Here is a 23,880-nt window from a genome sequence, read left to right as displayed (position 1 = left end):
AATTTTAGCTTAATATAATAATTTAAAAGTAAATTTGTGATATTGCTCGTAATTAAGAATAGGATTTTAGATCCCTACCTTCACAGGTAGCTTTGTTTCATGCGGTGATCTAAATTACTACCTAAATCAGAATGACGAAAATCAGAATGACGAATTACTGTCGTCTTAGTGAGGCATAGCAGATTACAAATTTTTAAGAGTGATATTCTATATTCCGATCACCTTTTGTAATGTTTTCAGGATAATAAGTAGAGTAAAACCTAAGTTATCTTGACCCAGGTACTGCATATTTAATTCTAATTTTTGAGGCATTATTTCGTTGATATAGATATATTCAGGGTTAGCAGTATCTTTTAGTAATTCACTTTCATTTCGGAATTTGATTGAAGCTGGATCAGTGATACCTGGAAGTACATCTAAAACTCGACGTTGTTCAGCCGTATAATATGCCACATATTTTGGAACTTCAGGACGAGGGCCAACTAAACTCATTTCCCCTTTTACAACGTTAAATAATTGTGGTAATTCATCTAGCTTATATTTTCTTAAGAACTGGCCACTTCGGGTAATCCGGGTATCTTTAGCCACTGTAATTTGTTTTCCTCTGCTTTCGGCATCAGCCACCATAGTACGGAATTTGTAAATACTAAATTCACGTCCAAAGCGTCCAATGCGAATTTGTCGAAATAACACATTTCCTGGAGAATCTAGTTTGATCCATATTGCTATTGTGAAAAATAGGGGTGACATGATAAAAATACCAATTAGAGCAAAAAGTAAATCAAAAATTCGTTTAGCCATAATTAACATCCATTAAAAATGCGTTAGGTTATTTTTGTATGGACAAATATTTATTAAGTGTTTGTAAATCAATAATTCAAATATTCAATTTTTGAAATAGCCAGACCAGCTAACTGCCAACATAAAATGTATTAACATTTGAGTTATTTATCAGCATCAATTTAAAGTTAGATAAATTTATGATGGAGTAATTTCTGGTAATCTTTTCCAGTTATTTGCTTTAGCTGATTGAAAACAAAAAACTAAATTTTGCAAAATTACTATTATATTCAAGACAAAAAAATCTCCTATTAAAACAAGGTAAAGGACTATGTGCAATTTTTAACTAAGTGATTTTTTTTTACTTAATGTGTAGTCGTTTTTACTATTTTATAGCTATATGAGTTACTTTTTAACTTTTTTTGTGTTAATTACATCAACTCTTCATAAAACTGTGCCTTATATGAGTGCAATTTTATAGAAAAATTTAGTAAAATGTACTGCGCAATATGATATTGTATCAGCACTATTTTTTTGTTTGTACCTGAACAGCAGTTTCAAGAATGAATATTGAAACACAAAAATATGAAGACAAAAGCTGTTTACTTAGTCTTGAGATTATTTTTAAATCAACTGTTTCAGAATGTGTTGCTTAAAGGATCAAGTCAAAGTTTTCTTGATGATTTCAATGATATGAGTTTGATCTGCTTCAGTCATTTTTGTGTAGATTGGTAGGCTTACTATCCGTTCAGAAGCATAGGATGCTTGAGGAAAATCTTCTAAGCAGAGATTGTAAGTGTCGCGCCAGTAGGGATGCAAGTGTAGAGGAATATAGTGGACACTACAACCAATTCCTTTAGCAGCCATTTGCTCAATAAAATTATTCCGACTCACTTTTACGAAGTCGGCTAACCTAATTACATATAGATGCCAAGAGTGAATATCTCCATCAGCAGGTAGTGCTGGCAGATGTAAATGTAAGCTAGCTAGTTCTATATTATATCGATTAGCGATCACAGCTCGTTGTTGCTGTAGTGTCTTGGCTTTCTTCAATTGATGGATACCAAGAGAAGCAGCGACATCTGTCATGTTATATTTGAAGCCTGGTGCAACTACCTCGTAGTACCATGAGGGTTTAGTTGAGGTGTAGCGATCAAAGGCATCTCGATTGATGCCATGTAAGCGCATAGTTCGGCATCTTTGAGCTATTTCCGGGTTACGGGTTATTAGCATACCCCCTTCACCTGTAGCAATGGTTTTGGTTGCATAAAAGCTATAGACGGTAACATCACTATCCAAGCTACCAATCAACTTACCCTGATAGGTTGTGGGGATAGCATGAGCCGCATCTTCAACTACTTTCAATTGATGCTTTTGGGCAATTGTTAAAATTGATTGCATATCACAAGCAAGTCCGCCAAAATGGACAGGCATGATGGCTTTAGTGCGGGGAGTGATAGCAGCCTCAATTTTCCTAGCATCAATGTTGAGGGTAGCTAAATCAATATCAACAAAGACTGGATTGGCTCCTAAGTAACGAATCACTTCTGCGGTAGCAGTGAAGGTGTGGACTGTAGTGATTACTTCATCTCCGGGGCCAATTCCCAATGCTTCCAGAGCGAGATGTAACCCTGATGTGGCAGAATTAACTGCGATCGCTTCTACCCCATGACCAATAAAATCTGCAAAATCTTGCTCAAAACGTTTGGTCTTAGGGCCTGTAGTCAACCAACCAGATCGTAAAGAATCAACGACCTCAGCAATTTCTTCTTCTCCAATATCTGGTAACGCGAAAGGAATGAATTCTGGCATAGGATGTAGTAATTAAAATCAGTCAGGAAACATCTGAGAAAATTATGGCTTGGTAATCCAACACAAGACATGAGTCCGCAGAAACGGAAGTAAGTTAAAAACATTATAAAGACTTGGATGAATCTTGGTAACTCGGCGACTAATGGGAGGAGCTAAACATAATTGCCAAGTTTTGAGATGTCCATCGGGAAATAGTTGATGAATTTGTCTTTTAGTAACGCCCTTGACATCTGGATTTTTCGGGTTGTTAAAGATAAAGTCGTACCAAAGTATACCTCCTCCAGGTTTAACCATCGACCACATGCGATTAGCTAAATTTTGTTGAAATTTAGGATCTAAAATTGAAGTAAAAACCGTTGATTGAAAAACAATATCAAACGAATTATCCTCTAAATTGAGAGTTGACGCATCACCAACTAAAATTTGAGTTCCTGTTGGAAGTAAGCGACGGGCATTTAGTGCATAGTCTTCTATCAATTCATTTCCTACTAAGTTCTCTGGTTGAAAACCCAAGGACATAAATAAGCTTAGGTTATTTCCATTTCCGCAACCAATTTCTAGGAGACGTTTGTCTTGAACGGGGGCTAGATTAGCCCAATTAATCCAACGAATCAAAGCCTGCCGCTTTTCTTGATAAAGCATATAACGAGATGGATTCAATGGATCATATAAAGTTGCTTCCGGGATTTGCTGGCGGCGGTCATAACGCTGACGGATTGCTTCAATTTCGTTGCTCATATAAGTTTCATGAGGAGAAAAATTATTAAATTATTATTATTTCAATGTTTTTGGCAGCTTTAAAACCCGGCTATAAATATTAGCATAAGCATCTGCTACTTGGTTAAGACTGAAGTTCGTATACACGTGTACCCTACTTCGTTTTCCCATGAGGTTTCTTTGTTCTGGAGAATTCAGAAGTTGTAAAATCGCTGTAGCTAAAGCCTTGGCATCTTTGGGAGGAACTAGCAAACCATTCCAGCCATCTTTTACAACTTCTTTACAACCAGGCATATTAGTTGTAATCAAAGGGAGTTCCATCGTTGCAGCCTCTAACAAAACCCTTGGCACTCCTTCACGGTAATAACTTGGCAACACAAATACATCGCTTAAGTTCAACAGTGTCGGAATATCATTACGAGGGCCAAGATAGCGAACAACCCCGGCTTGTTGGTGAATTTCTTGTATTGATACGGCTTGTCTACCTTCAGAAGATACAGAACCGACTAAAAGAAACGTCACATTTTTCATTTGCTGGCAGACAATGTTAGCTGCCTGAAGAAATTCTCTCACGCCCTTAGAGATGACAAGACGTGAGATCATTGTGACTACAAGCTGCCCTTCTAGTCCTAACTCCCGTCGTGTTGCTGCTAGTTTTTCTGGTGCGGGAGAGTTTTTCATCAGTCCTTCTACATCAATACCCGATCCTAAAACTAAATCATCCCGCCCATCTAGTACCATTTTGTGCTTGCAGAAATATGCGCGATCGTCAGGATTTTGAAATATAGTTATCCCAGTTGCGATCGCAGCCTGCCTTTGAAGATGGCGATATATTGGTCTGAGGGCAAGTGCTAAGGTCGATGTGGAAGAAAAGACATAACCCATTCCAGTTATAGTTCGCACCCGTCCAGGAATTCCGCTTTTCATTGCCACAATGGGTGCAATCATAGCAGGTTTAGTATCAAAACTATGAACAATATCTGGCTGATATTGTCTAAATAAAGCCGACAGTTGGCTGCGAGTGTATATATCAGCCCAGAGGTTTATTCCTCGTTCTAAAGTGTATCGAAAATATGGAATCTGATTATCTACAAAAGCATTTCCATCTTCAGATCCCACCGCCCCAACATTGAAACCTTTCTCTCGCAGTTTTAGCAACAGAGGAATACGAAGACGTATATCTTCGCCGCCAACGTACCAAACAGTAATTGGAGAATTTTTATCATCGCTTAAAGCTTTGGTAGGTAAGGGAGAAACAGAAGATTTTTTGTCCATCTTTGAGAGGAAATTTATAAGAAAACTAGAGAGTTGCTCTTTTGATATTTAAACTTGGTAGTAAGAACGATACCAACTGACAAAGCGTTCAACTCCTACCTCAATTGGTGTATTAGGTCTAAAACCCACATCTCTTGCGAGATCATCAACATCTGCATAAGTAACAGGTACATCCCCAGGTTGCATAGGAAGTAGATTTTTTACTGCTTTCATGCCCAAACAGTTTTCTATAACTTCGATGAAGCGTATTAATTCAACGGATTGATTATTCCCAATGTTATAAAGTTTGTAAGCAGCATTACTAATTTCTGAGTTTGACGTATTTTCTGACAAGCTGGAATTTGGTTTAGGGATTTTATCTATTACGTGGATAACACCCTCAACGATGTCGTCAATATAAGTAAAATCTCGACGCATTTGACCATAATTAAATACATTAATTGATTCCCCTGCCAAAATTGCTTTGGTAAATAAAAATGGTGCCATATCTGGACGACCCCACGGCCCATAAACTGTAAAGAAGCGGAGTCCGGTAGTCGGTAAATCATACAAGTGACTATAAGTATGAGCCATTAACTCGTTGGCTTTCTTGGTAGCAGCATACAAACTAACTGGGTGATCTACCTTGTCGTGTACAGAAAATGGTACTTTCGTATTTGCACCGTAGACTGAACTAGATGAAGCGAAGACTAAGTGCTTGACTCCTGAGTGGCGACAACCTTCTAAAACGTTGATAAAACCTACTAGATTACTATCTATATATGCATAAGGATTTGTGAGTGAGTAGCGGACTCCAGGTTGTGCAGCCAAGTTAACGACTAAATCAAAGCACTCTTCGGCAAATAGTCCAGCCATACCTTCACGGTCAGCCAAATCGAGTTGATAAAATCTAAAATTGGAGTGATCCTGCAACTTGGCTAGCCGAGCTTTTTTGAGATTTGCATCATAGTAATCATTAAGATTATCTAGCCCAACGACTTCGTTTCCCGCGACTAGTAACCGTTGGCTGAGATGAAATCCAATGAAACCGGCTGCACCTGTGACTAAGACTTTGACCATCGCTTTTATCCCTATAAACTCTAATTAAAAAATGTTTGTGTATCTGATTATCTGTTTTAGTTTGACTAAATGCTTTTTGTATTCCCTGTTAAAAAGGAGAGTCTCTCTAACTCCGGTACTAAAATCGGTTTTTTCTATGACAGAATATGCTTGCTATACAGGTTTTAAAACTACAGAAAATGTAGATATGCAAAGTTCTTCATCAGAAAGGTGTGTAAACTCATGGGATAATTTTGATCTGGCTGTGGGTAAGGAATTCCAACGATCCATTTCAATTAGCTCAACATTAAAACCAGCTTTTTTGAATATATTTACCATTTGACTGTATTGAATTCTGTTAGTATAAAAACCAGAATTAGCCATAAAATCTCCTTCCCATATACGTTCAGAAAATCTTAGGTTATTAAGATGTCCACCTAGATGATCTCTCAAATCAACTCCATGAGAACAGACACCATCATCACGAATTATCCTACGCAATTCTTTCATAGTCTCGCTAAATTCTGAGCATCTAATATGTTCAAGAACTGCATGTGACCAAATAAAATCTATAGATTTATCGGGAATAAGTTTTAGTGAGGATAAACCAAATATCATGTATTCGGCGTGGCAAGAATCGAGAATTTCTTCTAAAGATTGCAAGCCATCAAAATTTGGCGCAGTTAACGTTTTCTGTTCTAAATATTCTGCCATAGCATGATATGGCAGAATATTTTTATTGGCGAATGCTTTAGCATCAACTAAATAAGATTTAGAACCACCAAAGGCTAAACTAATCATTGCAGAAAACAATGAATCTCCTGGTCCAATTTCTAGACTGACAAATCCTGCTTTTGGTTTGGCTCGATCAAAATGCTTTTTAAAGACCCCATAAGCATAATTTGGCTGCTCCATATAGCCATGTGAGAATAAGCCAATATCCTTCCAGAATTTGTATTCAATTGGCAATCTAGATAAAACTACTTTGGCAGTAATTTTAGCCCACCAGGGAATGAAACTAATACTCATGGTTATAATCTCCAATCATTTAATGTAAAGGGTCAATAAATATCGCTTTACTACCAATTTATGACCCAATAAACTCATTTAGCATTCGTTTTCAGGAAGATAGTCTGTCGATCTCTGCTCCTAATTGCGATCGCACTGACTCCAGCATATTTGTATCCCGTGTCCAATTTCTCCAATCTTTACCAACGGTTCGGCCAATATTTAATGCCCAACTTCCGCGACCAAGTTTTTTGAGAATCTCCATATATTCGTAATCCTCAACTCCATCCCGCAACCATTTGAGTCTCATAGATGGGACGATTCCTTGAATCCCTACCTGTTTGCCAGGATAAACAAGCATTCCTTCACCAGGAAAATAGTTGCGAGTCCCTTGAGAAAAGGTTTGAACATCATGCCAGGGATCTTGTGTCCATAGATCAACCTGCCAATACAGAATTCCAGTTAATCCCAGACTCTGGCTAATGAAACCTGGCTGAATTCTATAGTTTATTGGCTCAAAATCTATCTCCCACTTAGGAGAGTATTCATCTTGTGTTAATGTGTTGTAAGACCAAACTTTGTCTCCTTTTTGCAGCACTTGAGCTACTCTATCAGTAGCTCGGTCATACATCTCAGGAAGGAGCGCCCAAATGTCAACAGCAGAGCGCCCAGTCCCAGAACCATCATCATAAAGCTCAGGTATGGGTATCATTGTCACAAGGTTAGAAACCCCAGCCGAATGCAGATTTTTAGACCATTGCTTCACCTGTTCATAAAGGGCTGGACAACGCTCAATTTCATCAGCTGTGTAGTTATATAAGAATAGATCCGACTGATAAGATGCAGCAGTTTGTCGGAATTCCTCTAAAGAAGGAAGTGGACGCATCTTACATGTACTGATATTTGCTCCACTCCAATAACCAAGACTTGCCGAAGCAAGCCCTTGCGGAATCAGAGCCTGCTGATCTTTTGGGTTGGTGTTTTTAGGCATGAGTTTATGCTTGAGGAGTTCCTCATTAGCATTCTTGGTTTTGTTGTCCCATAATTCAAAGGAAGACTTCAGCGAGGGCTTTAAAGGTAACTCGAAATTCCAAACTTTCAAAACTACCTTGCTTTCAGATTGGCCTTGATCGCTTGTGACAATAAGCTTACCCGTATATTCACCAGATTGAACGTTGCGAGGTACAAATACATCCACCCAAATAGGTTGGTTATATTGGGGCTTCAAATTAAAGGGAAGTGCTTTTAACTCACTTGTAAGCAGAGGCTTTTGGGTTAATGGGTCTAAAAATGGTACAAGTCCATCAGGATACCATCCAACGCCCAGAGGAGGGTTCAGATTACCTCTCATGTTTGGGCTAGAATGACTAACATAAACATAATGTTCTCGATAGAGAGTAATGTTGTTTTTCGTAATTTTCTGACTATTGGAACCGAATAAATCTGATACCGAAACATTGACATTCGTCAATCCACTTGTGGGAGCTTGAATTACTAATTGGAGCGATTCATATTCGCCTTTGGCAGCAGAAATTTTGAATGATGATGTGCTTGCTATTTTGTCAGTTTGCCCTATCCTTTTCAAACTTGGAACCATATATAAAACTGGGCCAATTGCCGAGGAAGCCTTAGGCACTTGCCAAAGATTTAAGCAAACTATTGCACTAAATATCAGCATTACCCATCGAATAAATTTCAGTTTTTTGAAGTAACGGATAATCTGCATATATTTAAGTACCCACAATGCCTGTTGTAATTACGTTCTGCGATTTTGAATTGCTGATCAAACCCAAACCCAATTGTTAGCGTTTTAAGTATCCTATATGACAATCAAAAATTATTCCTGAGAAGCATTAAGGCTTAAATACCTAGAAATACGTACTTTTCGTCTCCGTATTTCCTCATGAATTAATTAGGATTGCTAGCTATATATTCATAACCGCCTAAAATCAGAAATATTTAATTGTGTACAAAACTTTACGTAATTTTTTCAACGGTATCTAAATAAGTGTAAATTTTTCAACATTTTATAGACTCAATTTTTTCCTCCAATTGGATTTTATAACAGTTTATTTAACATCACCCCATCATAGGTATTTACTATGCCTAATCGATTCCAGATTTTTTCGTAAATATTAGGTAATGGGTCTAAAATGCTTTGCCAAGCAAGATCTCTGCTAATGTTATTAATTCCCGTAAAACGATATTTACCTAGTAGCAATCCTTTGAGAAATTGACTTGGCGATGGATAAGGAATCTTTTCAGTCTCTGTACAAGTAAGTTCTTTTTTCAGATTGTCAGGCAATTTGTGTCCTTGAGCTAACAACATACCTAAGTTAACAAAGTCTATGCCATAGGATACTGAAGCTCCGAAACTAGACCAAAATCTGGGATTACATTCTATTACTTTCATGGAGTTAGTTCTCTCATCAAATCTGATATCGAAATTAGCTACGCCACTGTAATTACATGAATATACAAGTTTATGAGCTATTTCTAAGAGTTTTTCATCTTTAAAAAATTCAAAGAAATAGGGAACTCTTTTATTAATCGTCCAAGCAATTAGCTTTCCATTCTCTGCAAGTATATTCAAGAGAATATCATAACCATCTATATATTCTTGTGCCAATAAAGGTAAATTATTCAGATGATTTTCATTTGAGATGTATTTATGTAAATCTTCGATTGAGTCTATTCTTTTAACTCCATCTCCATTGCCTTGATCTAATGGTTTGACTATAATAGGAAAATTTAAATTCAATAATTCTATTTGCTCTGTTGTTTCAATCAATGTTGTTTCTGGAGTGGGAATGCCATGTTGCTTCAACAATTGATAAAAATACCATTTGTTGTTGAGGTTAGATATTTGGTCTGCACTATTAAGAGGAAAAACTGATGAATAACTCAGTTTTTCCTTAATTAAAGCAATTAAAAAAGTCCCCAAAAGACCTGACGGAATAATAATATCAATTTTTTGCTTTTTGCAGTAATTATTAATTGTATTAACTATCTCTTTAGTATCTTGTGATGACTCAGAAACAAAAGAGGAAGTATAGTTTTTACAAAATCTCGAAAACCTTGATGAATCTGAGGATTTCCAGATGCTGATTACATGTGACCTAATATTAAGTAATCCCAGACACCTCAATAAGGATAGGGTGATGCCATCACTAGAGGAAACAATTAATACATTCATTTAAACCTCCAAAAAATGTAGTCTTAAAGTTTTTTTAAACTTGATAAAGTTTAAATACATAACCGAATATAAATAGTCAATTATTTGCTTCTAACCAAGCTTGGAACATCAGCACATCCCATAGATAATATTCCCAACTTGCAGCACCAGAAAGATGTTCTTCCCACTTCTGTCGAATCGGCTGGGGATTGAAAAACCCTTCGTTCTTCAGGCGACCTTCATTTAGCAGTCCCTCAGCCCAATCTCGTAAAGGGCCACGTAACCAACTATCAATGGGAACTCCAAAACCTACTTTTGGACGCTCGACTAAATTGGGAGGTACATACTTGTATAAAACTTGGCGTAACAGCCATTTGCCTTGTCCATTCCGAATTTTCATTGATAATGGTATTCGCCAAGCAAATTCTACTAAGCGGTGATCTAAGAAAGGTATACGTCCTTCCAAACTTACCCCCATACTGGCTCGATCTACTTTGACGAGAATATCGTCTGGTAGATAAGTTACGGTGTCAAGGTACATCATGTACTCGGTAAAGTCAGGTAGCTGTCCCCTATTTTGAGAATTGCTTAAGTTTGTTGGAGACTCCAAGCCATCTATGACTAATGCTCTGGGATCTTCCCAGTGAGAAACTAACCTTTTGTATAATATTTCTTTGGCATTGGGAAGTCTCATAACCTCAGACAAGGTGTGTAATTTAGTTCCGAATTCAGGTTGCTTGATTCTGGTTGGTAAGAAGACATTAACATTAGCAAAAACACGATTCCAACTTTCAGGAGATATGCTAGTTATGGCGCGTGCAGAGTTATGACGTATAGTTTTTGGTATCCAATTAATTGCTTGCCAAATTTTTCGACCCAATATATAACGTTTATATCCAGCAAACAATTCATCTCCCCCATCCCCTGATAAACTGACAGTTACCTGCTGTTTGGCTAATTGTGATACCAAAAAGGTAGGAATTTGAGACACGTCTGAGAAAGGTTCATCATAGAGAATTGGTAGCTTTGGAATAACTTCCAGAGCCTCTTTGGGGTTGACATATAGTTCAGTGTGATCTGTACCCAGGTGTTGGGCGACAGCTTTGGCGTGCTGTGCTTCGTTATAAGCTTCTTCATTAAAACCGATAGTAAAGGTTTTCACGGGTTGGCTACTTTGTGCTTGCATCAATGCAACTATGGTGGAAGAGTCGATTCCTCCTGAGAGAAATGCACCCAATGGCACATCTGCCACCATGCGTAGCCCTACAGCCTCTCGCAATAGAGCTTCTAGTTGTATTACAGCCTCTGATTCTGACCCCATAAATGGTTCAGCAATCCCCAATTCTGCGACTTCCCTGGCTGACCAGTAGGTGAATGGATCTGGATGAGCATCGACACCATTCCAGGAGAGGATTGTTCCTGGTGGTAACTTGTAAATACCTTGGTAGATTGAATAGGGTGAAGAAACGTTACTATATCGCAAAAATAGTGTTAATGCATCGCGGTTAATTTCAGACCGAAAATTAGGATAGGCTTTTAGGGCTTTTAACTCCGAAGCAAATAGAAAGGTGCTATCTTGCCAACCATAATAGAGTGGTTTTTCACCCAAGCGATCGCGCCCTAAATGTAAAATCCGCTCTTGGCGATCCCACAAAGCAAAAGCAAACATTCCATTGAAACGCCGAATAGCTTTATCCAGCCCCCACTCACTAAAACCCGCCAGCATGATCTCAGTGTCAGAATGTCCCCGAAAATGGTGTCCTAACTGAGTTAGCTCACGTCGTAATTCTAAAAAGTTATAAATTTCTCCATTAAATACAATAAAATAGCGGCCATTCGCAGACATCATGGGTTGATGTCCTAACGGTGAGAGATCAACAATAGATAAGCGCCGATGCCCTAAGGAAATTCCTACCTCTACATCTGTCCAGATTCCCCCATCGTCAGGGCCTCGATGTAGCAAGGTTTTTGACATTTTTTCAGTAGTCTCATACAAATGCTCGACACTAAATTGTTTAGATATATCCCAAAAACCGACTATGCCACACATGAGTATTAAACCTTTATATTTAATTATTATACTTATCCAAAAATGAGATTTTTTCAATAGGCATACCTATATATATTTATTGAGATAATATTTTTTCATAGGCTAATTCATATTTAGCTACAACAGAATTTAAAGAAAAATCTTTAGTAATCCTGGCTCTTGCTGCTTTGCCCAAATTGTTTCTCCCCTCTTCACCTAAAGCAATTAACTCTTTCCATGCATCCGCTAGCATCCGGGGGTTCCGTGGCGAAACGACTCTTCCTGTGTCACCTACAATCCAACCTGAATCGCCAACATCTGTGACCACGCAGGGAATGCCACAAGACATTGCCTCTCCTACAACTAAAGGAAATGCTTCACCATAAGCAGAGGCAGAAGTAAAAATATCTAGACTTGCTATGAGATGAGGAATATCTTTTCGCTCTCCTAATAGATATATACGATCGCCAACACCTAATTCTTTAATCAGTTTGCTTAAGGTTGAATTATCTCTATCAACTCCCTGACCAATCATTAAGAAGTTGGCATTAGGATACTCTTTCAAGAAAAGTGCAGCTGCTTGAATGAAATTTGCATGATCCTTCATAGGATGATAACGACATATCAACCCAATTAGCAAAGATTGCTCAGGCAAACTCAACTCGGAGCGAACATCAATTCGATCTGTTAATGAAGGAGAAAACAATAATGTATCAAAACCATTAGGTATTATACAGCTATGAGCGCTGGAATATCCTAAAGCCTCATGCTGCAACTTACTATTTTGAGAAACAAATAATATCTGTTTAGGGATGTGAGAAATATAAGCACCAAATTTAATAATAGCCACAGTCATTTTTTTATCTGATTCTAAAGAATCAATTGAATAATGAATACTCCATAAAACAGGAATTTTATTCCCACTTAAAAAGCTGGCAAACTGCGCGGCTAAATTGCCATGATACATCCAGCCTTGAATCACATCGGGTTTAAGTTGATAAATAAGACGAACCAATCGCCAAACGTCAACTGGCATGGGAATGCCTCGATTCATGCCAATAGTGTGAATAGGGATGCCTAATGCCTGAATGCGATCGCCTAATGTACCACGATCCATCAAAGAAACTACAATTGGCTCAAACCGTTCCTGGTTTATCTGAGAAAGCAGTTTATAAAGCATCATTTCTGCACCGCCAGTAGGCAATCCAGTAATAATATAAATAATTTTCATGATTTACAGTTAACTCTGTGAGTAGTCTGATTCATAGTAGCCATTAGCGAAAATGCTATTGATTGAAAGCGCTGTTCTACAATGTTATGACTGAAAAATCCCCAAATCAGATAAAAAGCCACAAATCCACAAACAATATATTTATTATTTTGCTGATAGGAATGCGTTACTGCATAAATTAATAATGGATAAACAAAAGCGCCTATAATTCCATGATCAGTCATAAAATATAAGTACATATTGTGTGTAGATATATCATGTGTAGATAATCCTCCAACACTTAAAGCACGGGTAGAACCAATGCCATTACCAATAAATGGATGTTCACTGAACATCTGCCAAGCAAGTTTTACAACCTCAATTCGAGCTAGAGCAGCATCGTCATCAGTATTAGAAGGAGAACCAAATTCTTGCAACCTTCCCATGACATTATCATTTATCAAGCCCATATCTTGTAAACTATCTAAATTGAAGAAATTTCCCGTTATTGCCACCACAACAGTAATCATCATTACTAATCCTCCAAGCCACAAAAATAATTGGTGGCCAGGAGTCACATTTGTAGTAGTGAATATAATCATTACTATTATCCAACCAAGAAGCGAACCGCGCGAGAATGTGAGAAAAATACCAATACCAATTATTAAGGCGAAAGGAATTCGATATTTTCGCTGTAATAAATCCACACCAAAAATTAAACTCACAACCAGGGCACAACCAGATGTATTAGGATTTATGTAAAACCCTGCTGCTCGACCTGTTTCATTCACTGCAATAAATACTAAAGGATTAAAAAACTCATATATATTAATAATTGTACCTAATAAGCCAGCGCTTATAATTGCGTATCTTGTAAACTTTTGAACAAGATAATATTTAGAAAAAATAATTAATGTCAGCAATAAGAAAGTTATAGATAATACCCTAGTTCTTAATTCTTGGAATGCTTCTGGAGTTGGTAAAAATAGGCAAAAATAAAATAATGAAAGCAAAAAATACGCAAGACACCATTTTAGTAAGCTTTTTGACAAAAACTTTTTCCTAGAAGACAACGAAAAAATTATCGGTGTAGACGCACCAATAAGAAGGATAATCCAATGCAAAGGTTCAAAGGGGAGGATTCCTGCGGTTTGCCAATAAACATCTAGATTTGTAAAAAAAATCAACACAGCTACTACAGCTAACCAGCATTGATAATAAATTAGGAAATTACTTTTTTTCTGGGCAACTGTAATCATGAGAGACTTTTAGATAAAAGAGCATTTTGCGTTTTTAGGCTCAGATTAAATACGGAAAAATCAGAAATTATGCGCTGTCTAATGTGGCTGGGAGAGTAATCTTCACTACTAATAACATTGATTAAACTTGTAATCCCCGTTTTCAATGCCTCTGGATTACTTGGTGGCACAACCACACCTGTATCACCAATAATCCAGGCTGAATCACCTACATTGGTCACTACACATGGGACTCCACAAGCCATCGCCTCTCCAATTACATTAGAAAATCCTTCTCCATAGCCAGAAGAGGAACAAGTGATATCTAAGGCATTGTAAATGGCAGGCATATCAGCACGCCCACCGACCCAAATCACTTTTTCGTTAATTCCTAGTTCCTTAGCTAATTGATACAGTTCTTGCCCATAGCTTTGCGATCCCGTACCTACACAAACAAAACGGACATCTTCTCTCTCCTTACACAACAATGCCGCCGCTTTGAGAAAAGTAGGATGATCCTTCATCGGATCTAAACGTCCTACCAAACCAATCAAAATTGTATCTTTTAAAATTCCCCATTCTGTTCGCACCACTAAACCAGCTTCCAAATCAAGCTGAAAACGTTCAGTATCAATGCCATTGGGAATAACTACCATTTTGTTAGCAGGAAACCCATGAGACAAATGATAGGCTTGACCTGCATGAGAATTTACAATAATCAGGTCTACAAAACGAGAAAGCAAACATTCAAGCTCAAAGATTAAACGGTCTAACCAATCATAGCTATCAAAGCTGATATTAGAATCACGTATTCCCCAAAATATAAAAGTTGAAGGAAAAAAAGGTTTCAAGAAGATAGTGAGTAAGTTAGATTCACTTAGATATCCATGTAACCAATCAGGTTGGATTCGTTGCAAATGTCCAAAAAATCGCCAGAAAAATCTAAATATATCCCAACGCTCTCGTTTTTCTAAACATACAATTTCTATATTATTATCTTCTAAATCTTTCTGTAACAATCCATCTGCATAGAAGAAAATAACAGTAACAATAAACTTTTCTTTGTCAAGATTTTTTGCTAGAGTAATTAATTGTCTTTGAGCGCCACCGTAGCCCAAATCACGAATAACAAACACAATTTTCTTTTTCATGATTATTAATTTATCCTGGCTAAATATCGGAAATAGTGTATCGATATTTGCCTGAAGAAGCGTGGGGTATATCATTCACAAATTCAAAACTAATAATACAGGTTTCACCCATGATTTTTTTACATTTAGAAATAACATCATTTAAATCTTCTGGTTGATAACTGAATCTAGCATCTTGAATAATTTTAATAGATATATGTGAGTAACTTTTCTGGATGATTTGAAATTTTTTAACCCATTTTCTAAAATATAAAAGGTGAGTAAAGTATTCTCCATCTATCAAAGTTCCATCTTGAGTTTTAAAAGTATCAACATTCCTGCCAGTGACATACTGTAATATCTGTCCTGAATGATATTCAGCAGATAAAGTACCGCGATCGCCAATTTTATAACGAATTAAAGGCATAGCGAAGTTTTTCAGACATGTAATCAGAATATTACCTTCAACTCCTGCTGGCACTGGTTGATTGTTATCATCTACAATCTCGATATAATTACCCCAAGGAGCTGCCCACAAACCTTTACAGCCTGGACGTTCACATGCTATATTGCTAACTTCTCTAGAACCATAACGGTTAAAAACCTGACACTGAAATACCATCTCAATCTTATCTCTCATCCAGGGATACAGTGTACCAGCAGAAGTGATAATAGCCTTTTGAGGAACAACTTTTATATGTTCGCTTTCAGTAAACTTTGCTAATTCATATATGGCTTGTGCATAAGCAATAATTAACTGTGGACGCTTTGCATTTAGGCATCGAAGAAATCTTCTCATGCTTTCAGGGGTCATTTTAAAAGCATTCAGATAAATTGTATTGCTAAGAAAGTTGAAAAAATTGGCTTTCCATCCTTTTGTACCTTTAATAACTTCCTGTTCTGAACCCCATAAATACGCTTCCAGTTCACCAAGTTCTCGTCCAACTAAATGGGAATAAAGTAAGGTAATAGCCTCAGAGTTATCAGTGTATTCTTGATCTTGGATGATCTTGATGGGTTCTCCAGTTGAACCACCTGATGTATTAAAATACCACTTACGTTGTGCTAAATCAGCAGATTGTAATTGTTGAAAGTTTTCACGAATAATATCCTTGGTTAAAATAGGTAATTGGGTAAGCCATTGTTCTTGCTCTTGCATCAGCAATTTATCTGGGCTGATTTTATTCAGATAGTCTGCATAGTAAGGCACGTTTTTTTTGCAGTGAATTAAAAGTTTTTCTAGTAACTTTTGGGTTGTACCAATATTAATAACAGAACTAGATTCTTGTTGAAGCTGTTGATATAAATGGCTAACCTTATAACCTCTAAAATTCGCATAAGAAAAATAAACAAGTTTCCTAAAATTCATTACTCAACAACCTCTTTAACAACAAATTCCCACATTTCCATAATTTTTGCTATGCTCAAGCGTTCAGTAATACCTGATGCATTAGTAGCTAAATGTTTTCGCTTTTCTTCATCAGACATTAAAAGCTTCATTGCTGCGGTTAATGCTAAAACATCCTCATTAGGTACTAATAAACCATCTATACCATCACGAATGATTTCTCTAGGCCCATTGGGACAGTCGGTAGAAATAACTGGTAGCCCACAAGCCATTGCCTCACATAGTGCATTTGGAAAGCCTTCAAATCGTGAGGACATAACGTAAATATCAGCTTCTTGGAGAAATTCATAAATATTCTTTACTCTTCCGGGAAAATCAACGCGATTATTGAGTCCCAACTGATGACACAACTCTGTTAAATCTAAATGTAAAGTTCCTTCTCCTAAAATAATTAACTGCCATTGGGGAAAATCATCTTTCAAATTAGCGAAAGCTTGTAGTAATAGATCAAAACCTTTTTGTTGTTCAAGCCGTCCTACAGCAATAAAGAATTTTTGTCCAGGTAACTTGTCAGATAATTCTTTGGGTTTGGATGATTTGGGGGGTGGTAATAAAACCGGATTAGGAATGGCACAAATACGAGTTTGTAAACTGGATGGAAAATAATTCAATGCTCTTTGAGTTTGAACAATAACTCGCTCTGCAAGTGGATAAGTCCATTGACGAAGTTTCATCCAAATAGAGCTTTTGGCAAGACTAATTTCAGGATTAATACGCTCCGAAACTAATACTGGCACATTTAAACCTCTAGTTGCTAGCAGTGTAGTCACATTAGCTTCACTCATAAAGCTAATCACAATGTCTGGATTGCTAGCAGTAATAGCAAGTCGTAGTTTATAAATCCGATACAAGTTATTCTTGACTGCTGCTATGAGATTAAAAGAATCTCCTGCTATATGTAAAGGAATATAAGTAATTCTAGAATCGAGATGATAAAACGGAGGCTGATCTCCAAAAAAAGTCAACAAAGTGATTTTCCATCCTTTTCTAGCCCAGTAATTGGATATGATTGATAAAACTCGTTCAGCACCACCTGAATAAAGTGATGGGATAACAAGTGTTATTCGCCTTTTTGCGAATAATTGTGATCCGTTATTTTTAAGCATTTGGTATTATGGAGGCTTTGTTTATTTTCTTAATTGCAAAACACAGTAGGAAGAAGAAAGAGAAAATATAAACACAGGATGTTGATAGGGCAATACCTGCAACCCCTAGCCACTGAATGAATAGATAGTCTAAGGCAATATTGATTATTAGATTAAAACCAGATCCCCACATCAGGATTTGATTAGATCGTGTTGCAGATATGAAGCGTACTACCAAAATACCTGGGCCACGTAAAGGTATTTGCAAAGCATTAAAAGCCTGTATAGTAGCTACTAATTGAGTATCATTTGCTGTAAATAAGCCTCTTTGAAAAAGTATTTGTACTATAGTTCCAGAAAATAAAATTATCAGTAATGCTATTGGTAAAGCGGCTGCAAATATAAACTTCATATAGCGCTTCAATGTATAACGTACTCCTACCCAATCTTCACGCGCTACCATCGTAGAAAAATAAGGAATAACTGCGGTACTTAATGCTTGAGTCATTAAAGTTATTGGGAAAGCAGTTAAGCGATTACCATAGCTGAGTGCTGCTACACTTCCGGGTAATAATGTTGCTGCCATTGCTTGATCGACTATTCCCGTGCTGCACATCAAAAAGCCTCCAGCAATCATTGGAGCGTATTGGTTTGCTACTTGACGTAAGTTATCATCAAATCCATACCATCTTGGAAGTAGAGAAACCTTTTGTCGGCGTAGTGCAATTCCTAAGAGAGTTATTTCTATAACTGCACCGCCAACAAGTCCTCCAGCCAAAGCGAATACGCCCCAAAATTTGTTTCCAAAGATGAGTAAAACGATAGTAATAACTGGAGTCATTATTGGACTTAGTGCTGCCAAAGCAAAACGCTCTCCTGCATTCAAAACAGCGCTCCAGATTGTGACAATCCCAGTCAACATCACAATTGGCGAAATTACACAAAGTAGTTTAAAAGTCAGATTTACTTTTTCAACACTGAATCCTAATGCTAGGTGTGGCAAATATTGTGGTGCAGATGCCACTATCAATATGCTAGTAATTCCTAAGAGTCCTAGACTCCAAACTGTAGCTCCAGAAAAAAGCCTTTGTGCTGCTTTTATTCCCTGTTGTTCCCGTACTCTAATATAGGTAGGTATTAGGGCAGCATTAAAAGATCCAGCGACAACATTGATAATAAATTCTGGAACTAGCAAAGCAATTAAAAATGCATCCAGTTCGTCTCCTGTCCCAAATTTCCAGGCAATGACGATTTCTCTTACCACCGCTACCACTTTGACTAATGCTGTGCCGAAGGCAATCGTAATCGCTGCGCCAAAAATTTTGCGATTGACAGAGCCACTGGTGAGTTTTTTCCAGTAATCAAGTAAGTTATGCAATTGCCAAATTTTCATATCATAAATCCAACAATCACTAGGGTTAATAAACCTATTTTAATGACAAGTTTTTCGAGAGATAATTAGATATATTCTTATTACTCTCTAAGCTATTGATTTCACTGGTTAAATCTTTAGGTTTATATTCAGGTATTAGCTGCTCAAGCAAAAAGATAATTGAATTGGTATCATTCTTATATGCTGCTCGATGCAAAGACTCTACAATGAAATCCATATTTTTGGGAATAGTACGACTAGAGTTTTTTACTATTAATAATTTTTCATGTTGAGTCGGTTCATATTCCTCTCCTTCAATAAACATTTCCTCAAATAGTTTTTCCCCTGACCGCAAGCCTGTAAATACAATTTCAATGTCTTTGTTGACTTCATATCCTGAAAGACGAATGAGTTCCTTCGCTAAGTCAATTATTTTTACAGGCTTACCCATATTCATCATTAAAACTTCACCACTACGACCAAGTACTGCGGCTTGTAAAACAAGTTGCACTGCCTCTGGAATGGTCATGAAATAACGGCAGATATCAGGATGGGTAACTCTGACTGGGCCACCTGCTGCAATTTGTTTTTTGAAGGTGGGAACTACGCTACCCCGGCTTCCTAAAACATTACCAAAACGCACGGCAACATAAGGCTTACCGCTTTGTCTTGCCGCTTGCAACACTAACATTTCTGCAACTCTCTTGCTGGCTCCCATCACATTGGTGGGATTGACTGCTTTATCTGTGGAAATCATCACAAAATGTGGAACGTTATATCGCAGAGCCATTTCCAACAAATTTTTTGTTCCAATGACATTGTTGGTGATGGCTTCTGGGGGATTTAATTCCATCAAGGGGACGTGCTTGTGGGCAGCAGCATGAAAAATCACATGGGGTTGGAATTGCTCAAAAACATGATTTAGTCGTTCCTCGAAGCGAATATCAGCAATTAAGCTCGAGATGCAAGGAGTATATTGTTGTGCTTTGCCATTGTCTTTCATGGCTTCGACAATTTTTTCTAGCTCTTGTTGGATATTGAAGACGGAGTTTTCTCCGTGTCCCAATAGCATAATTTCTGCTGGGCGGCACTGGCAAATTTGACGGCAAAGTTCGCTACCAATCGATCCGCCTGCACCTGTAATTAATACTTTCTTGCCTTCAATAAATTGGGCAACTATTTCAATATCCGTCTGTACAGGTTCGCGTCTGAGCAAGTCTTCGATACGTACATCGCGGATGCTGTCTATTCGCACGGGGCCATTGAGAATTTCGTGTATTCCTGGTAGAGTGCTAGTCTGAATTCCATTTGCTTTGCAAATATCAACAATTTCCCGAATTACTTGTCCTGCAACACTTGGCATTGCAATTATTACTTTGTGGATTTGCTGATATTTCACTACGTCAGTTATGTAGTTGCGATCACCTAGTACAGGAATACCACGAATGTTTACATTGAATTTTTGTGGATCATCGTCAATGAAGGCTACAGGATAAAAACCTAACTGCGGATTTATCTGCATTTCTTGTACTAACGAAACGCCTGCACTACCAGCACCAACTACCAATACCCGCTCGTGTGGATTCAAGATTGTTTGTTTATGGCTAGTTCTTTCTACTGCCCGAACACTAAAACGTAGTCCACCAATAAAAATAAAGGTAAGCAAACCATCAATAAATGGTAACGATTGTGGCAGTTTATCCATATCAAGATGAGGTATATAGTTTGAAATATAAAACAACAAGTCTTGGATAATTACCGCAGCCGATATCAGCATCGTTATATATGTAAGCTCCTCAATGCTGGCATAGCGCCAGTAATGCGTATAAAAACCAAAACTCCAAAATAAAGTTAGTTTAACCGTTAAAAATAGTATTGTCACAACTACTAGCTCTGATATGTATTCCTTGAAGGAGAAAGTGCCATCTAAACGTAGAATCAGAGCTAATAAAGGTATTATTGAAAATAAAACAAGATCGCAAAAGAAAAAATGCCTATTTCTCAGATGTAGTAATTTTTTCAAAAACATACTGGCAAACTTTTGCCATAAAAAGTGAAAAGTAAAAACAGAAAAGTTCATCTTGGTAAAAGTGTTTAATAATCTAAATTTTTTATGAATGTTTATTAATAAAACTTGGTAGTTTTATCTAATCTGCATTGAGAAAATTATCACTTTCAAAAATACAGAAAACAGAGAAATATGCCAGCTAGTGAATCTTTAGCTGCGTGAAGAAGACAGTTACCACGAAAAAATTTAACTGCCATAAAGTTCTAGGTGAGAAATACACTACAGACTGGAGACTAGTGGTCTGTGCCATTAATTTTGAGGGATAAAAGAACGAACCGCAAAGGACACAAAGAACGCAAAGGAAGAAGGAAAGAAGAGAAATTTAAATTTGATTCACCTATCAGAATTAATGGGACAGACCACTAGTGGTTCATCTAATTAATTATGATGGATTGTGAAAGTTATTAATGGCTCTAGCTAGTTCCTGAGATTGAGCGAATAAATCTATCACTATAAACTTCCCAAAATTCGTGTGGCAGATCATTAGTAGTTTGCCACATGAATTTTGAGTTTTAGTCAAGTTCGTAGTAAAGACTAAAGTGCTTACTACTAACCTTCAAAACTACTATAGGAATCATATTTGATTTTTGAAATATACATAGGGTGCGTTATGCCTCTGTCTAACGCACTAAAGCCTTCGGATAGTATGTTAGCCAGCGGTATAACATACCTTACATATACTTAGATTTTTTCAAAAATCAAATCGGATTGCTATAGCTTGCCAAAGTACTAGTAATTTTATTAAACACTTTTAATTCAGGAGATGGAAGACAGCGATCGCAAAGGTTTAAAGATTGCTTGACTGCGTTCGGAATTGACTTGTATTGAACTGGACATGTCATGCTACATAAAAAGGTTTCTTTGTGTAATACTAATTCCCTAAATCTAGAGATTTGGAGTTGAGCTTAAACTCTTCTTCAGGAGTAGTTGCCAAGGCAAGCCAAGAGTATCTTTAACTGAGTCCCCTGCCCCTTGTATAGCTAATTTTCTTGCTAAATTAGGGGATAATATTGGCTCTTCCGTACCTGTTATGCTAAAAATGTCTGTAAATAAGCTTTCAATCCTTATTGGGCAATAATAACAGACATTACAATTACCATTTGAGCCTTAGTGCTGAAATTGAGTTTATAATCGCCTGTAAGCGTTGATTTTAAAGGAAAGTTTTGGGGTTTAATTAAAATTTCAGCATAACACCTACCGAAGAACCATAATATTAAACCTGTTCATCACTCTGGTTTTTCTTTTCGAGGTGTTGAGACTTTTATAGAGTGATATCAGGTTGTCAAACTGATATTAGGTTATTTGACTGATATCAAGTTGCTAGACTAGTATCAACTTACTAAATCCACAGTTAGTTGAAGGCTAACTGAAACTAAAATTTTAGTCCAGTAAAGCTATATAACAACTTTTCATTAATCAAACCGGAGTCCTGTATTTATCCCTACAGGCAGAATAATATGGTTATAGTAATTTGCAAGTATGTGTCCTTGATCACAGAAACAATGTGCTTAAGCGCACTGATGGTTTAGACAAATTAAGGTAATGATATGCAAGTAGTGATAAGCAACCAAAAAGTTTTGTAACTGCCCAGGTAGGAATGTCAGGAATATTCCCATGAGGGAAGAAAGATGGTAGTGTTCAAGCATCAGTCCAGAAGAAAAAGATCAAAAAATCGAGAGGCTGGAGAAAGAAAATCAAGAATTGCGGGAACGGATAGCAGAGCTAGAGAGACGGTTGGGACTAGATAGCAAAACAAGTTCAAAACCACCGACAAGCGACGGACTCAAAAAGTCAAGTAAAATACGGACAAAAAGTTTAAGAGAAACATACCCAATCCCTAATCCGATGGTAATTTATCAGGATTTACTCAACATTCAATCAACCCCATATTCAAACTCTATCAAACTCAACAATTTCTCTTCCACTGCCGTCAAATACGGTCGCTTCAACTCCCCCAAGTAATTCAACATAGCACTTGGGGCATCTTCCAAGCTCTCGTTTTGCCGTAACCTACTGATGCGATCGCTAATCTGCTGCATCTGCTGACATTCCGACTCCAAGTAATTGAGCGGCTTCAAGTGGTCAATTCTCACAGTGTATTCTCCATCCCACATTGTGACTGTGCAACTGAATTCACCCACATGGTTGACTATCCCCCAGCATCCGCCTTTTCCTCGTAAATCAGGATTATCCTTGGCAATAAGGAGGCAGACTTCACCGATTTGGTAGGTATTGGGTACTTGGATACGCTCCATGATGTGCTGCACAACATCTTTGACGATTCTACCAGTTGGCACTTTGCCGCCAGCAAGTTCTACTGCTCTTAGCCACGCTTCCTGCTGTTCCTGGGGTTCAAGTTTGGTCATCGGTCGGACTTGGCGTTCACTCGTAGGCAGAATTTGTGTCCCATTGGTTATCAAATTCTCATTTGCTACATTTTGACAACCATTGGTTGTCAAATTTTCGTAAACACCAGCTGCCTGGAGTTTAGACTAAATGGAAGCAAACAGAAAATAACAGCAGCAGACTTACGTA

At 37.4% G+C, this 23,880-nt stretch carries 17 protein-coding genes and 1 pseudogene; 1 reads left to right on the top strand and 17 read right to left on the bottom strand.

Going from position 1 to position 23,880, the window contains the following annotated elements; genetic code table 11:
- Positions 1-207: 207 nt before the first annotated feature.
- From HWQ36_RS21380 to HWQ36_RS21305, 16 genes are all read right to left on the bottom strand, one after another.
- Positions 208-801, bottom strand: coding sequence for a sugar transferase (locus HWQ36_RS21380; RefSeq protein WP_292706249.1), 594 nt, complete (start codon positions 799-801; stop codon positions 208-210).
- A gap of 639 nt (positions 802-1,440) precedes the next feature.
- Positions 1,441-2,592, bottom strand: coding sequence for a DegT/DnrJ/EryC1/StrS aminotransferase family protein (locus tag HWQ36_RS21375; protein WP_292706248.1), 1,152 nt, complete (start codon positions 2,590-2,592; stop codon positions 1,441-1,443).
- Between the two features lie 42 nt (positions 2,593-2,634).
- Complete coding sequence (locus tag HWQ36_RS21370; RefSeq protein ID WP_292706246.1) at positions 2,635-3,330, bottom strand: bifunctional 2-polyprenyl-6-hydroxyphenol methylase/3-demethylubiquinol 3-O-methyltransferase UbiG; 696 nt, start codon at positions 3,328-3,330, stop codon at positions 2,635-2,637.
- 36 nt (positions 3,331-3,366) lie between these two features.
- Complete coding sequence (locus HWQ36_RS21365; RefSeq protein WP_292706244.1) at positions 3,367-4,584, bottom strand: glycosyltransferase family 4 protein; 1,218 nt, start codon at positions 4,582-4,584, stop codon at positions 3,367-3,369.
- Positions 4,585-4,632: 48 nt separating this feature from the next.
- Positions 4,633-5,643, bottom strand: a complete 1,011-nt coding sequence (locus tag HWQ36_RS21360; protein WP_292706242.1) for an NAD-dependent epimerase — start codon at positions 5,641-5,643, stop codon at positions 4,633-4,635.
- 153 nt (positions 5,644-5,796) lie between these two features.
- Entirely contained in the window at positions 5,797-6,651 is an 855-nt protein-coding gene (locus tag HWQ36_RS21355; protein WP_292706240.1) for a methyltransferase domain-containing protein, read from the bottom strand.
- Positions 6,652-6,742: 91 nt separating this feature from the next.
- Positions 6,743-8,356, bottom strand: a complete 1,614-nt coding sequence (locus HWQ36_RS21350) for a glycoside hydrolase domain-containing protein (protein WP_292706238.1) — start codon at positions 8,354-8,356, stop codon at positions 6,743-6,745.
- 333 nt (positions 8,357-8,689) lie between these two features.
- The gene (locus HWQ36_RS21345; protein WP_292706236.1) at positions 8,690-9,826 is read right to left on the bottom strand and encodes an ATP-grasp domain-containing protein; all 1,137 of its coding nucleotides are present in this window, start codon (positions 9,824-9,826) and stop codon (positions 8,690-8,692) included.
- Between the two features lie 76 nt (positions 9,827-9,902).
- The gene (gene asnB / locus HWQ36_RS21340) at positions 9,903-11,855 is read right to left on the bottom strand and encodes an asparagine synthase (glutamine-hydrolyzing) (protein WP_292706234.1); all 1,953 of its coding nucleotides are present in this window, start codon (positions 11,853-11,855) and stop codon (positions 9,903-9,905) included.
- 76 nt (positions 11,856-11,931) lie between these two features.
- Positions 11,932-13,065 carry a glycosyltransferase gene (locus tag HWQ36_RS21335; protein WP_292706232.1) on the bottom strand — a complete coding sequence of 378 codons (1,134 nt, stop codon included), beginning with the start codon at positions 13,063-13,065 and terminating at the stop codon, positions 11,932-11,934.
- Positions 13,062-14,303, bottom strand: coding sequence for an O-antigen ligase family protein (locus HWQ36_RS21330; RefSeq protein ID WP_292706231.1), 1,242 nt, complete (start codon positions 14,301-14,303; stop codon positions 13,062-13,064). The genes HWQ36_RS21335 and HWQ36_RS21330 overlap by 4 nt, the downstream gene beginning before the upstream one ends.
- Positions 14,300-15,433, bottom strand: a complete 1,134-nt coding sequence (locus HWQ36_RS21325) for a glycosyltransferase (RefSeq protein WP_292706229.1) — start codon at positions 15,431-15,433, stop codon at positions 14,300-14,302. Before HWQ36_RS21325 ends, HWQ36_RS21330 begins: the two co-directional genes overlap by 4 nt.
- Before the next feature lie 19 nt (positions 15,434-15,452).
- Positions 15,453-16,781 (bottom strand): hypothetical protein, encoded by a 1,329-nt coding sequence (locus HWQ36_RS21320; protein WP_292706227.1) that lies wholly within the window; start codon positions 16,779-16,781, stop codon positions 15,453-15,455.
- Positions 16,781-17,926 (bottom strand): glycosyltransferase family 4 protein, encoded by a 1,146-nt coding sequence (locus HWQ36_RS21315; protein ID WP_292706226.1) that lies wholly within the window; start codon positions 17,924-17,926, stop codon positions 16,781-16,783. Before HWQ36_RS21315 ends, HWQ36_RS21320 begins: the two co-directional genes overlap by 1 nt.
- Positions 17,919-19,298: a lipid II flippase MurJ gene (locus HWQ36_RS21310; RefSeq protein ID WP_292706225.1), complete on the bottom strand. Its 1,380-nt coding sequence runs from the start codon at positions 19,296-19,298 to the stop codon at positions 17,919-17,921. Before HWQ36_RS21310 ends, HWQ36_RS21315 begins: the two co-directional genes overlap by 8 nt.
- A gap of 34 nt (positions 19,299-19,332) precedes the next feature.
- A complete protein-coding gene (locus HWQ36_RS21305) occupies positions 19,333-21,357 on the bottom strand; it encodes a nucleoside-diphosphate sugar epimerase/dehydratase (RefSeq protein ID WP_292706224.1) in 2,025 nt (674 codons plus the stop codon).
- Positions 21,358-22,989: 1,632 nt separating this feature from the next.
- Here HWQ36_RS21305 and HWQ36_RS21300 point away from each other — a divergent pair.
- Positions 22,990-23,169, top strand: a pseudogene (locus HWQ36_RS21300) (DUF6444 domain-containing protein); the annotation flags it as partial.
- Positions 23,170-23,219: 50 nt separating this feature from the next.
- Here the strand turns inward: HWQ36_RS21300 and HWQ36_RS21295 are convergent.
- Positions 23,220-23,804 carry a hypothetical protein gene (locus HWQ36_RS21295; protein ID WP_292706222.1) on the bottom strand — a complete coding sequence of 195 codons (585 nt, stop codon included), beginning with the start codon at positions 23,802-23,804 and terminating at the stop codon, positions 23,220-23,222.
- Positions 23,805-23,880 lie beyond the last annotated feature (76 nt).

It is taken from the genome of Nostoc sp. NMS2, assembly GCF_017115105.1.
Classification (GTDB): domain Bacteria; phylum Cyanobacteriota; class Cyanobacteriia; order Cyanobacteriales; family Nostocaceae; genus Nostoc.
This window is presented reverse-complemented; position numbering and strand designations above follow the sequence as displayed.

Coding starts and splice junctions, on each gene's coding strand:
- HWQ36_RS21380 (WP_292706249.1), bottom strand. CDS start 801: ATGGCTAAACGAATTTTTGATTTACTTTTTGCTCTAATTGGTATTTTT.
- HWQ36_RS21375 (WP_292706248.1), bottom strand. CDS start 2,592: ATGCCAGAATTCATTCCTTTCGCGTTACCAGATATTGGAGAAGAAGAA.
- HWQ36_RS21370 (WP_292706246.1), bottom strand. CDS start 3,330: ATGAGCAACGAAATTGAAGCAATCCGTCAGCGTTATGACCGCCGCCAG.
- HWQ36_RS21365 (WP_292706244.1), bottom strand. CDS start 4,584: ATGGACAAAAAATCTTCTGTTTCTCCCTTACCTACCAAAGCTTTAAGC.
- HWQ36_RS21360 (WP_292706242.1), bottom strand. CDS start 5,643: ATGGTCAAAGTCTTAGTCACAGGTGCAGCCGGTTTCATTGGATTTCAT.
- HWQ36_RS21355 (WP_292706240.1), bottom strand. CDS start 6,651: ATGAGTATTAGTTTCATTCCCTGGTGGGCTAAAATTACTGCCAAAGTA.
- HWQ36_RS21350 (WP_292706238.1), bottom strand. CDS start 8,356: ATGCAGATTATCCGTTACTTCAAAAAACTGAAATTTATTCGATGGGTA.
- HWQ36_RS21345 (WP_292706236.1), bottom strand. CDS start 9,826: ATGAATGTATTAATTGTTTCCTCTAGTGATGGCATCACCCTATCCTTA.
- asnB (WP_292706234.1), bottom strand. CDS start 11,855: ATGTGTGGCATAGTCGGTTTTTGGGATATATCTAAACAATTTAGTGTC.
- HWQ36_RS21335 (WP_292706232.1), bottom strand. CDS start 13,065: ATGAAAATTATTTATATTATTACTGGATTGCCTACTGGCGGTGCAGAA.
- HWQ36_RS21330 (WP_292706231.1), bottom strand. CDS start 14,303: ATGATTACAGTTGCCCAGAAAAAAAGTAATTTCCTAATTTATTATCAA.
- HWQ36_RS21325 (WP_292706229.1), bottom strand. CDS start 15,433: ATGAAAAAGAAAATTGTGTTTGTTATTCGTGATTTGGGCTACGGTGGC.
- HWQ36_RS21320 (WP_292706227.1), bottom strand. CDS start 16,781: ATGAATTTTAGGAAACTTGTTTATTTTTCTTATGCGAATTTTAGAGGT.
- HWQ36_RS21315 (WP_292706226.1), bottom strand. CDS start 17,926: ATGCTTAAAAATAACGGATCACAATTATTCGCAAAAAGGCGAATAACA.
- HWQ36_RS21310 (WP_292706225.1), bottom strand. CDS start 19,298: ATGAAAATTTGGCAATTGCATAACTTACTTGATTACTGGAAAAAACTC.
- HWQ36_RS21305 (WP_292706224.1), bottom strand. CDS start 21,357: ATGAACTTTTCTGTTTTTACTTTTCACTTTTTATGGCAAAAGTTTGCC.